At 44.9% G+C, this 12,315-nt stretch carries 9 protein-coding genes; all 9 read right to left on the reverse strand.

Going from position 1 to position 12,315, the window contains the following annotated elements; translation table 11 throughout:
• Nucleotides 1-55: 55 nt before the first annotated feature.
• Entirely contained in the window at nucleotides 56-1,447 is a 1,392-nt protein-coding gene (locus BN2373_RS07220; RefSeq protein ID WP_053943403.1) for a peptidoglycan D,D-transpeptidase FtsI family protein, read from the reverse strand.
• Between the two features lies 1 nt (nucleotide 1,448).
• Nucleotides 1,449-2,720: an FtsW/RodA/SpoVE family cell cycle protein gene (locus BN2373_RS07225; protein WP_053943404.1), complete on the reverse strand. Its 1,272-nt coding sequence runs from the start codon at nucleotides 2,718-2,720 to the stop codon at nucleotides 1,449-1,451.
• On the reverse strand, nucleotides 2,713-3,216 hold the full coding sequence (locus tag BN2373_RS07230; RefSeq protein WP_053943405.1) for an FHA domain-containing protein: 504 nt from the start codon (nucleotides 3,214-3,216) through the stop codon (nucleotides 2,713-2,715). Before BN2373_RS07230 ends, BN2373_RS07225 begins: the two co-directional genes overlap by 8 nt.
• A 100-nt stretch (nucleotides 3,217-3,316) precedes the next feature.
• On the reverse strand, nucleotides 3,317-5,011 hold the full coding sequence (locus BN2373_RS07235; RefSeq protein ID WP_053943406.1) for a phospho-sugar mutase: 1,695 nt from the start codon (nucleotides 5,009-5,011) through the stop codon (nucleotides 3,317-3,319).
• Nucleotides 5,001-6,989 carry a type I pullulanase gene (pulA, locus tag BN2373_RS07240; protein ID WP_053943407.1) on the reverse strand — a complete coding sequence of 663 codons (1,989 nt, stop codon included), beginning with the start codon at nucleotides 6,987-6,989 and terminating at the stop codon, nucleotides 5,001-5,003. Before pulA ends, BN2373_RS07235 begins: the two co-directional genes overlap by 11 nt.
• Entirely contained in the window at nucleotides 6,973-8,400 is a 1,428-nt protein-coding gene (gene glgA, locus BN2373_RS07245) for a glycogen synthase GlgA (protein WP_053943408.1), read from the reverse strand. Before glgA ends, pulA begins: the two co-directional genes overlap by 17 nt.
• A gap of 72 nt (nucleotides 8,401-8,472) precedes the next feature.
• Entirely contained in the window at nucleotides 8,473-9,603 is a 1,131-nt protein-coding gene (glgD, locus tag BN2373_RS07250) for a glucose-1-phosphate adenylyltransferase subunit GlgD (RefSeq protein WP_053943409.1), read from the reverse strand.
• Between the two features lie 9 nt (nucleotides 9,604-9,612).
• Nucleotides 9,613-10,752, reverse strand: coding sequence for a glucose-1-phosphate adenylyltransferase (locus BN2373_RS07255; RefSeq protein WP_053943410.1), 1,140 nt, complete (start codon nucleotides 10,750-10,752; stop codon nucleotides 9,613-9,615).
• 241 nt (nucleotides 10,753-10,993) lie between these two features.
• Entirely contained in the window at nucleotides 10,994-12,307 is a 1,314-nt protein-coding gene (gene eno, locus BN2373_RS07260; protein WP_053943411.1) for a phosphopyruvate hydratase, read from the reverse strand.
• Nucleotides 12,308-12,315 lie beyond the last annotated feature (8 nt).

Below are 12,315 nucleotides of genomic sequence, written 5' to 3' on the forward strand. Positions count from 1 at the left end.
AAAAAGAGGTCGGGATTTTCTCCCGACCTCTTTTTCTTTCCCGGTTGAGTGGCTCTTACTGTTGGGAACTCCAATAATTAATCATGGATAAAACTAAGGGTTGAGCCGCCTGATAACCCATTCGACCATCGTCTTCAAGAACAAGACAAATAGCAATAGTCGGCTTATCCAGGGGAGCAAATGCACAATAAAGAGCATTGGTTGATCCTCCGGCAATCTGTGCGGTACCTGATTTCCCGCCTATAGGAATAGACACCTGGTCCTGAGCCCCATTCGCCTGAGCCGTATCATGAAGATCCTCCGCCACTATCCCTGCATTCTTCTTATCAAGGCTCTGAAGAATTTTTGATTTTGCATCACGGAGGTGGCCCCCATTCGGTGAAATAATGGATTTGACAAGTGTTGGAGCCATCATCACTCCCTCATTGCCAATTGCACCATAAGCCATGGCCAGATGGAGAGGAGAAATGGTTATTTTTCCTTGGCCAAAAGAATTGGCGGCAAGAAGGGTAGGATCCATTCCACTAGTAAAAGGAGCCCGGGAGGTAGTCACTTTCAAGTCAAAAGGAATCTCCTTATTAAAATGAAAATCTTCAAAAATCCTGCCGAAAGCCTCAGGTCCAGCTTTCTGGGAGAGGTCAGCAAAATAAGTATTTGAAGAGTGAATCAAAGCCTCTCGAAGCCCGATGTCCCCATAGGCCTTCCCTTCATAGTTTTCAATGGAGTAACCGGAAATAACCGTCTTCCCCTTATCTTCGTAATTTTCCGCTTTTCCGGCGTCCAGCAAAGCCATAGCCGAAATCGCTTTTAATACAGAACCGGGCGTGTAACGACCGTTAATAGAACGGTTTACTAATACATTTCCCTCAGTCTCCAGAAGGTCATTCCAGGACTCATCTACTTCATTAAGATCAAAAGAAGGGACGGAAACCATGGCTAAAATCTCTCCGGTTTGCGGATTAATGGCTACAGCCGATCCTTTCTTCCCCTTGAGCAGCTGGTAGGTGTAAGCTTGCAGATCATGATCAATGGTCAATTGAACATCATTTCCCACCCCTTCATTCAATACTTTTCCGCGAAGTTCTGCAATGGGATTGTCCTGTCCCAAATTAAGCAAGCTGTTATTTAAGGTTTTTTCCAAACCGGATTTCCCGTAGGTGTCCGAATTGTAGCCAATCAGGTGAGCATAGAGTGCAGGGTACTTACAATAACGAGTATATGTTCCGTCCTCTTTTTTCTGCCGTTCAACCAAAACGCGATTATTTCGGTCCAAAAAACGCCCTCGACCGAAATGAGATTCATCGACCCAGTTTCGGGGATTGAGGTTATGTGCACGAAGATCAGGTGCCTTAACTACTTCAAAATAGGCGAGATAAAGGGCTAAACCAAGGAAGGCAACCATCATGATAGAAAATAAGACTAACATCCGATTTCTAGACCGTTTCATATTAGGCCTCCATTCCCATCAAATCCTCCGAAGCAACCTGAAGGGCAGCCAGGAGAACAAAAGAAGATACTAAAGAGGACCCTCCGTAGGTGAGGAAGGGAATGGTGATCCCTGTCAGAGGAATAAGTTTCATGGTTCCGGCAAACATAATAAAGGCCTGTGCAGCAAAAATAACAACAACACAAAGGGCCAGGGCTGAATAGAAGTCTCTTTCCTGGTTCATGGCCGTCTTAAAACCTCGATAGAGGAGGATGACGAAAAGAAGAATAAGGCAGATCCCCATCATAGAACCAAACTCTTCTACAACGGAAGCAAAGATAAAATCGGAATGACCGAGAGGAACTCGTCCGGGTTGACCCAAGCCGACACCCGTCCCAAAGAAAGAACCGGAAGCCAGGGCAAAAGCAGCCTGAATGATTTGATAACCTTTATTGTTATAGTCTGCCCATGGATCCTGCCAGATGGTAAAGCGATCCTGAACATAAGAAAAGATATGGTAAGCCACGAAGAGACCAAGAACCGCTAAAATCAGGTTCATGGCCGGAATCCAGCGGTTTTTCTCATACGCCAGCTGGGCGACCAGGAGAACAGCAAAGAAAACTACGGCCGTACCTAACTCTCTCTGGATGAAAAAAAGACCAATCAGGAAAAAGGTAGCTATAGTTAAGGAAAGTTTTTTAAGAAGTGAAGTCTGAAATTCCTCATACCGCATAAACCAGGAGGCAACAAAAAAAATAAAGGAAATTTTTGCAAATTCAGAAGGTTGAACTTGTATTCCCCCTATCTCAATCCAGTTTTTTGCTCCATATAAAGCTTTGCCGAAGACCAGGGTCGCTAAAAACAGGGCCAAAGTTACTCCATAATAAAAGATGATTCTTCCCTCCCAAAAACGATGTCCAACCTTCAAAATGAAATAGAAGGAAAAATAAGCAAAAAGGGCCATGAGGTAGATAACCATCTGCTTTACCCCCAGATCAGGGGTAATCCGATAAATCATGATGACCCCGATCGAAAAAATCATATTGACAATCATCAAAGGATAGGGGTCTCCAGTAGATACTTTTCTAATAATAACGATGGCGATGGAAGAGGTAAGAATCAGTCCTCCGGCAAAAAATAGGGAATCTATGGACAAGTCCTGGATATGATAGATAAAGACCAAGGCCAAAGCCAGGGCTTGAAAGGAAACCAGGAGGCCTAAAATCCCTTTGTGGTGGCTTTGTACCGATCGATGATCATCAAAATCTTCCTTCCAAACCAATAGTTTATTCATTATCCTTCCCCTCTATAAACATAAAATCCAATTGACCGAGGCGGATGATGTCCCGGTCATGAACCGGCATAGGCTGGTCGACGACCTGGCCGTTAACCAGGGTTGGATTGGTTGCACCTAAATCATCAATGAGAAAATTTGTCCCCTCTTGGATAAGAACAGCCTGGTGCTTGGAAATCGTCCGATCCTTCAAAATAACATTATTATCATCAGCCCGACCAATCCGGGTATTATCAGTTAAGTAATATTCATCCCGAACAGGGAAATTGACCATAGACGGATCACCCAGAAAGCGGAGATAAGGATTATCCGACTCCGGTCGGCTGTAGGATGAGCGAATATCCATCGAGATCATCTTGACAATCCGTGCAATAAAAGCCAGCACAATAATCACAAAGACAAATTTAATAACCGTAGATAAAATGATATAGAGGTTGATTTCACCAAAAAGATCCCTAAAAAAAACTTGTTCCAACAAGTCAAAAACTTTATCCATAATCCCTCCTATCTTACAGGGCAATTATAGCATAGGCTGTGTGGAGAAATTTTGATAAAAAGAGCCCTGCCATAAGGCAGGGCTCAGAAATAGTGATCTTCTATTGGACGCTAGCGAAGACGTCATCTGTCGCGTTTTCAAAAGCTTGAAGTTTTCTCTCCGAATCGGCAAGGCTGGTCCCCACCGAATACATATAAACCTTGATCTTGGGCTCGGTCCCGGATGGGCGAATGGCATACCAGGAACCGTCATCATAAAAGTAGCGTAAAACATTGGATTTAGGCAGGCCGGTATCATCTTGATCATAGTCAATGACCTCATCTAAGGTCATATCGGCAATTTTTTCCAAGGGGTTGGCTCGGAACTCTTCCATGATCCGGTTAATTTTTTCCTTTCCATCAATCCCCTCGAGGACGGTAGATTTGAGTTGGTTATTGTAAAAGCCATACTCTTCATATAGAGAATGCAGAACATCAATCAGGCTCTTCCCCTGAGCCCGGTAAAAGGCGGCCATTTCGGCAATCATCATTGCTGAGGATACGGCATCTTTGTCCCGGACAAACTTACTGGGATTGTAGCCGATGGATTCTTCAAATCCATAAAGGTAGTCAAATTCCCCCGTTTCATCCCACTCATTAACCGGAGCGGCAATATTTTTGAAACCGGTCAGGACTTCAAAGCATTCCACCCCATAGTCTTCAGCAATAGCCGCCAAAAGATCTCCGGTAACAATTGATTTAATGACTGCACCGTTTTCAGGAAGATCGCCTTTTGCCTTTCGCTCGGACAGGATATAGTAGCCGATTAAGGCACCGACTTTGTTTCCATCAAAGAAGATATAGTCCCCCGCTTCATTTCGAACTTCCAAAGCACAGCGGTCCGAATCCGGATCGGTAGCGAAAAGAAGGTCGGCTCCCACTTCCTTTCCCAATTTCTCAGAAAGAGCAAAAGCTTTAGGATCTTCCGGATTAGGATAGCCGATGGTGGTGAAATCAGGATCGGGATTTTCTTGTTCCTTAACAATATAAATGTTTTCAAATCCTCTTTCTTTGAGAATCCGACGAACCAGTTTATTCCCGGTTCCATTAAGCGGTGAGTAAACAATTTTTACTGTTTTGTCAATGGATTGATCGTGGATAGGTAAGCTTAAGATGTCATGAATATATTCTTCGATCAGGTCTTGAGAAATCTCCTCAATGAATCCCCCTGCTTTGCCTTCCTCATAGGAAAGGCGACGGATATTTCCATAGGAATCCACTCCCTTGATCTCTGATTCAATAGATTTTGCCCAATCGTCAAGAATCTGTGATCCCTCAAAATTATAAACCTTATAGCCGTTATATTCCTTGGGGTTATGGGAAGCCGTCACCATGATCCCGGCAAAGGAATCCGTCTTTCGAACGGTATACGAAAGAAGCGGGGTCGGTTGACATTCCCGATGAATATAAACGTGGATTCCATGTCCAGCCAGGATTTCCGCTGAGAGGATGGCAAAGTCTTTGGAGAAATGGCGGACATCATAGGCAATAGAGACACCCCGATCCTTAGCATCCTGTCCTTGACCTTCAATAAAGCGGGCAAGGCCTTCACAGGCGGCCCCAACCGTAAACATATTCATACGGTTAATTCCTGCACCCAGTTTTCCGCGAAGACCGGCAGTCCCGAAAGCAAGAGGTGAATAAAAGCGATCTTTAATTTCCTCCTCATTACCTTCCAAAGCCTTCAACTCTTCTTTTGATCTGTCATCGATAGCCGGGTCTTCAAGCCAGGCCTGGTAGATTTTTTTATACTCCATAAGATCCTCCTTTATTAACAATAAAAATAGTGGTGGATAAGGGAGCCAGATGGATCTTCGGCAATTCCGATTCTGTCCCCTCCACTTTGTTGCAGGTTACCCTGCCTTTCGGATCGAAAATCCGTTGAAAAGAAAGCCGATACGCATCCAATGTGCGAAAAATGCATTCGGAAGATAATAAGCCGTTCTGCCATCCGTTGTGATGAATGACCAGGAGGTAGGTTTGGTCATTATCTTCCCTAATCCGGTAAACCAGACTAATGATGTTGGGGTCTTGACTTTCAACGACCCTAACCCTTCGTCCAACATCCTCCGCCTTTCGTAAGCGAAAGACCGAAAAATCCTTACGAATTTGTATAAGGTCGCGAACGTAGGTATATAGGGATCGATTTTTGAGCTTTAGCGTCCAATCCACCGCATTGATGGAATAAGGGGCATTGTAAGAGTTGGGACTCATCTGCTTTGAACGGCGAAATTCATTGCCGGCATGAAAAAACGGAATTCCCTGAGCGGTAAGAAGAAGTCCAAACGCTAAACGGGTCATCGGATCATTGTACTTCTTCTCCGGATTGGTCAGACTGAGCTTATCTTCGAGGATGAGGTTGTCGTGGGCATTAAAGTAATTAATGGACTCCGGAGGATTTTGGACACCTCCATCAATGGCTTCAGTTCGTATAGAACCCAGAAGGCGATTAATCAAAAGATCTTTATTGTCGGTATTCCCTTGGATAAAGCCCTTCCCTAAGCCATCATTATCCCCCTTGACCAACTGACGAAAGACTTCGTTAAACAGGGAAAACCCCCTGCCCGATTGATTTGACCAACGGACCTGATCGACGAGGTCAAGTGCCGAAGGTCCTCCGGTCCAGGGCTCTCCATAGATCAGGACATAAGGATTGACTTTCTTGAGACGTTGTACAGCAAGATCGATCGTTTCTCGATCCGTCAGGGCCATAAGATCAAAGCGGAATCCATCTACCTTATATTCCCTCTGCCAAAAAAGGAGGGAGTCAATGATAAACTCACGGACCATTTTTCGTTCAGAAGCTAACTCATTCCCCACCCCGGATCCATTGGTAAAGAGACCTTGATGAGATCGGTAGTAATAACCGGGGGCTAAGATGTTGAAGTTGGAATTATAGGACTTCCAAGTATGGTTGTAGACAACATCCAAGATAACGCCAATACCTGCTTCGTGAAAGGCCTGAATCATGGACTTACAATCCCATATTCGGGACTTGGGATCATCCGGCCGTACAGCATAGGACCCTTCCGGCACATTATAGAGTTCCGGATCATAGCCCCAATTATAATTATCCTCTTTGCCAAAAGCATCCGGAGACTCATCAACAGTAATAAAATCATTAATCGGCATAAGGTGGACATGGGTAATCCCTAATTTTTTCAGGTGGTCGAGTCCGGTGGAGGTAAAGTGATACTTGCTCCCCTCCTCCGCCATCCCCAAAAACTTTCCGGGAAAATGAGCACCTGAACTCCGGTCAAAAGTATAGTCACCGACGTGCAACTCATAGATAATTGCTTGATCCGGGGCAATGTTGACATATGAAGATTCGGAAAAACCGGGTGGATTGGTCTCATCCAAGTCGATAATAGCCGTGCGTTCAGAGTTAATCGAGACGGCTTTGGAATAAGGATCCGTTACCTCCTGATTCCCCACACGGTAGGTGTAATAATAACCCTTAAGGTCTCGATCAATCTGAATCCGGAATACTTCCTCGAATTTTTCCATGGGAAGGCAGGTCCCTTCCCGATCCTCCCTATCGCGGTATAGATGAAGTCCAACCTCCTCCCGATTGGGGGCCCATACTCTGAAAATTGATCGGTCTGCCCGATAATCCAGGCCGAGATGGCAAGAATCTTCAACTTTCTCCGCCCTATCGTAAAGCTCGATCGCTTTTAGAGAAGATCTTACAGGATTAGTCAAATTTTTCCATTCCACTTTACCAGAGCGATTCATAGAGCTTCAAATATTCCTTACTGGATACATTCCAAGATAGATCCTTCTTCATCCCGTTTCTCATGAGCATATGGAAATCATCTTCCTCATTGGTGTAGACATTTACTGCATTTTTCATCATTGAGAGAAGTTCATGGGCATTGACATGGGCAAAGCGGAAGCCATCCCCGTTTTTTTCATATTTATTGTAGGCATCGACCGAATCCATCAGTCCGCCTGCTTCACGAACCAAGGGTACTGTTCCGTAGCGCATGGCAATCATCTGAGAGAGTCCGCAAGGTTCGGATACGGAGGGCATGAGGAAAAGATCGGCCCCGGCATAGATCCGGTTAGCTTCCTGATCGGAATAATAAATATGTGCTGCACACTTATCCGGATACTTCCGACTAAAATAGCGGAACATCTCTTCGTAGGTTGCGTCCCCGGTTCCCAGAACAACAAACTGGACATCTTCCTGAAGGAATTCGTCCATGATATAGCGAACAAGGTCAAGACCTTTCATGGCCGTTAGTCGAGAGACCATGGCAAAGAGGGGAACCTCCGGACGAACAGGAAGGCCACAAAGCTCCTGAATAGCTTTCTTGCAGATTTTCTTTCCTTCCATATTTTGGAGAGAATAATTGGCTGCAATATGAGGATCAGTCGCCGGATTCCACTTTTCAATATCGATCCCGTTCAAAATACCGGAAATCTTATAGGCATGGGCATTGATGACATTTTCCATTCCTTCAGAAAAAAATGGATAATGGATTTCCTCAGCGTAGGTGGGGGAAACGGTATTGACCTTGGTCGCATGAACGATTCCCCCTTTAAGGAAATTGATGGTGTCGTAAAACTTCAAATCATAGTCAGAAGCATAAAAACCGTTAAGGTTGGTCCAATAAAAAAGATCCATGGAAAACTGCCCCTGATATTTGAGATTATGAATGGTCAGAACCGTCTTGACATCCTTGTAAAAACTATCCCCCGTTCGGTAATCATTGATAAAGACAGGAACCAAAGCGGAATGCCAATCATTAGCATGAACAATATCCACCGGCCAATCTAAAATTCTTGGTAAACGAGCAGCTGCCTTGGCAAAGAAAATGTATCTTTCGCCGTCATCAAACTGACCGTAAAGACTGGGCCGGTTAAAGTAGTATTTATTGTCTAAGAAATAAAAGGTGACTCCCTCATCAACCAGTTCATAGACTCCACAATACTCATGCTTCCAACCAATATCCACATAAAAATCGGTAATCTTCTTCAATTTAGCCTTATACTCTTCAGGAATTTTTCCATGGAGGGGAAGGCAGACCCGGATATCCTGGTCAAGCTTGGCCAGAGCCTGGGGCAAGGATCCGGCCACATCAGCCAGACCTCCGGTTTTAATAAAGGGTGTCGCCTCCGCTGCTACATATAAAATATTCAAGCTTCCTCCTTTACCCGGTTCAACAATTGCCAATAGCGATAAGTGGACTATAATTAAAATTTGTGCCTTTGACTATAGTAGGCCGGGATTGTTGATGACCTGATTCTTTCCAATGACATAGGGATTATTGGATGAACCGGCAACGGTAACGCCTGATTCGATCAAGGCATTCTTATCCGTAATGGTATTCACACAGACAGCATTTTCTTCAATTTCTGTTCCCTGGTTGATAATGCAGTTTCGGATGATGGCATTTTTATGAATATGAACGCCACGGAAGAGGACAGAATTTTCCACTTCTCCCTCGATAATACAGCCATTGGCCACTAATGAATTGGACATCTTTGCTGTTTCCGCATATAGGGTGGACGGCTCGTCTTTGGACTTTGTGTATACCATTCCATTATTATGGAAGACTTCATGATAAACGTCAGCATCAAGGAGGGACATATTGGCATGATAATAAGAGTCAATATCGTGAATGTAGAAAAGGCGTGACTCCACCTTATACGTTCCGATTTTCAGACGGTTCTTGTTATTGAGAACCGCTTGAATCAGAGTGCTGGCATTTCCCTTCTCCATCGCATCCTTGATCATCTCAATAAAGACCTTATTTTTAATAAAATAGCGGCCGATTTGGAGTTCGATCTTGGGGTTGGTTCCCAAGTTGTAGCCAATATTAATCAGCCGGCCACTATCATCCAAAATCAGTTTGTTCATTCCGTTGTAGCGGCCATCCTTATCATTTTCTTCTGAATAAAGAATGAGAATATCATAATCTCCTTCAATAAAGGTATTATAGGCCTGCTGAAGGTTGACCTTGGAGATAGCCATGGGGTTTTCGATATAGAGGTTATCATGGGCCATATTCTCATAAAAAGGCAAGGACTCGTAATAGGTTTCAATGTTGGAGTGCTTACCTGTCTGAGGATTCTCTACCCTGGGGTTGATCAAAAGACCATTTGACCTCCGGTTCAGCTCCCAGTCCGATCCGTCGGAAATGTGGTCAATGGTGGAGCGAATATTAGAACCGGCATAGAGCATGACATGAGAGACATTGAAGTTTGCCATGTTCGATAAACAAAAGTCAATAATCCGATAACGAGCTCCAAAAGGAATCATATAGTCGGGACGGGTATTCACCAGGGGGCCAAAATCCTTATCATTCCCCGGACTCAGAATAATTCCACTGCAGTTTTTCATCTTGGCCTCCTATTCTTTATTCACCTTGCCATCAGATACAAGGTAGACTGAAGACGGATCTTCACTACCGATTTCAACCCCTTCTTCGATGGTTTCTCCTTCATTCATCACCACCCGGCTGACTTTTGCATCTTTTTTAATAACGCAATCGGAAAGGATGACGGAATCCTTGACCACTGCCCCTTCTTCCACAGTCACGTTGGCAAAGAGAACGGAATGTTCTACTTGCCCCAGGATATTACAGGCTTCGTTAACCAGAGAGTTGGTCACCTTGGATTCCTTACCCAAGTAGTGGGGAGGTAGATTTTTTGCCGAGGTATAGATCTGCCAGGACTTATCATAGATGTCGAGACCATTATGAGGATCGATCATCTCTAAGTTGGCTTCCCAATACGACCTGACCGTTCCGACATCCTTCCAATAGCCATCAAAACGGTAGGCATATAGTGGAAGATCTTCTTCCAACATGTGGGGAATGATGTCCTTCCCAAAATCATAGGAAGAATTCTTATCATTATAGTCTCTGATTAATTGACGACGAAGGGTTGGCCAATTGAACATATAAATTCCCATAGAAGCTAAGTTGGACTTGGGCTTTTCCGGCTTTTCTTCAAACTCAATAATCCGCCCTGAATCGTCAGCATTCATGATGCCGAACCGGGGAGCTTCATCCCAGGGTACTTCCATAACGGCTATTGTACACTCTGCTCCCTTCTTTTTATGGAGAAGAAGGAGGTCGTTATAGTCCATTTTATAGATGTGATCAGCGGAAAGAATAAGAACGTATTGGGGGTCAATCCGGTCGAGAAAATCGATGTTCTCATAGATGGCATTGGCTGTTCCTTCATACCACCGTCCCCCTTCTTCATTATAGTAGGGAGAAAGCATGCGGAGGCCACCCTTTGTCCGGTCATAGTCCCAGGCATCCCCGATCCCGATATGCTCATTCAGCTTGAAGGGCTTATATTGGGTGAGAACGCCAATATCCCGAATCTCCGAATGGGTGGCATTGGAGAGGGCGAAATCAATGATCCGATATTTACCACCGAAAGGAACCGCCGGTTTAGGTGTATCTTTGGTTAGGTCCTTGAGCCGGGATCCTTGACCACCGGCCAGGAGCATGGCACATATTTGATTTTGGTTTCTCATAAGAACCTCCAATCCAAGTCAATCGTCTTCCTTATTTTACCATTTTTTACACTAAGATTCGACCATATGAAAGGTTTTCCTTAAAAGGGCGATTCCACTCAGGGAGATGGCAGTAAAACAAGCTTTTCTTATCAAGAAAACGAAAATAGAAAATTAGTGAGTGGGTGGGAAAGCCTTTTGAAGACAGAAAAAGAAAAGAGGGGAAAAGGCCTATGCCCTTTCCCCTCTACCCTATTCACGTCTATTTTTTTGTCCGCTTAATGTTATAGAAGCTATCAATTCCGTCATATCTTCCATCTTCTCCGACATAGTCCTCAATCCGAAGGAGCTGGTTGTACTTGGCGACGCGGTCAGTTCTGGAAGGAGCCCCGGTCTTGATCTGACCGGCGTTCGTTGCCACAACTAAATCTGCAATGGTAGTATCTTCGCTCTCACCGGACCGGTGGGAAACGACGGCTGTATATCCTGCACGCTTAGCCATTTCGATAGCGTCCAGTGTCTCGGTCAGGGTCCCGATTTGGTTGACCTTAATCAGGATGGCGTTTGCAACGCCCATATCAATCCCCTTCTTCAGACGCTGGGGGTTGGTGACAAAGAGGTCATCACCGACCAATTGAACCTTATCGCCTAAGCGATCAGTCAGCTTCTTCCAATTCTCCCAGTCCTCTTCTGCCAGACCATCTTCAATGGAGATGATGGGATACTTATTGACCATTTCTTCCCAGAAATCGATCATCTCATCGGCAGTCTTGAACTGGTCGGTTTTCCAGAAATAGTACCCTTCCTTACCGATCTTTTTGGCTTCTTCATAAAGTTCTGTCGTAGCCGGATCGGTCGCCAACATGAAATCTTCTCCGGGAGTATACCCTGCTTTTTCAATCGCTCTAACCAGGTATTCAAAGGGTTCTTCATCCGTCTTAAAGTTAGGGGCAAAACCGCCTTCATCACCGACAGTGGTGGAGAATCCGTCTTCCTTTAATACATTCTTTAGGGTATGGAAGACATTTACGCACCATTCCAGGGCCTCAGACCAGGATTCTGCTCCTACCGGCATAATCATGAATTCCTGGAAGGAAACGGAGTTATCGGCATGCTTTCCGCCATTAATGACATTCATCATAGGCACGGGGAAGGTCTTGGCGTTGCATCCGCCCAGATAGTTGTAGAGGAGAAGACCGGACTCATCAGCAGCAGCACGGGCACAGGCTAAAGAAACGCCAAGGATAGCATTGGCACCTAAACGAGCCTTATTATCCGTCCCATCGGCTTCAATCATCATATTGTCAATGCCGATCTGGTCGGTTACTTCCCAGCCTAAAAGCATTTCAAAGATTTCGCCATTGACGTTTTCGACCGCTTCTTCTACGGACTTTCCTCCGTAATAGGTCTCATCATCGTCGCGAAGTTCAACAGCTTCAAATTGGCCTGTTGAGGCCCCTGAGGGGACGATTGCCCGGCCAAAGCCGCCTTCTTCCGTCGTTACTTCTACCTCAACAGTAGGGTTGCCCCGGGAATCAAGAACTTGACGTGCATAAATATCAATAATCGCAGACATGGATCCTC

Source organism: Kallipyga gabonensis, from assembly GCF_001286805.1.
Taxonomy (GTDB): domain Bacteria; phylum Bacillota; class Clostridia; order Tissierellales; family Peptoniphilaceae; genus Kallipyga; species Kallipyga gabonensis.

Excerpts from the sequence above, each read along its gene's own strand:
- BN2373_RS07230 (WP_053943405.1), bottom strand. The coding sequence starts at position 3,216 with ATGGATAAAGTTTTTGACTTGTTGGAACAAGTTTTTTTTAGGGATCTT.
- BN2373_RS07220 (WP_053943403.1), bottom strand. The coding sequence starts at position 1,447 with ATGAAACGGTCTAGAAATCGGATGTTAGTCTTATTTTCTATCATGATG.
- glgD (WP_053943409.1), bottom strand. The coding sequence starts at position 9,603 with ATGAAAAACTGCAGTGGAATTATTCTGAGTCCGGGGAATGATAAGGAT.
- pulA (WP_053943407.1), bottom strand. The coding sequence starts at position 6,989 with ATGAATCGCTCTGGTAAAGTGGAATGGAAAAATTTGACTAATCCTGTA.
- eno (WP_053943411.1), bottom strand. The coding sequence starts at position 12,307 with ATGTCTGCGATTATTGATATTTATGCACGTCAAGTTCTTGATTCCCGG.
- BN2373_RS07255 (WP_053943410.1), bottom strand. The coding sequence starts at position 10,752 with ATGAGAAACCAAAATCAAATATGTGCCATGCTCCTGGCCGGTGGTCAA.
- BN2373_RS07235 (WP_053943406.1), bottom strand. The coding sequence starts at position 5,011 with ATGGAGTATAAAAAAATCTACCAGGCCTGGCTTGAAGACCCGGCTATC.
- BN2373_RS07225 (WP_053943404.1), bottom strand. The coding sequence starts at position 2,720 with ATGAATAAACTATTGGTTTGGAAGGAAGATTTTGATGATCATCGATCG.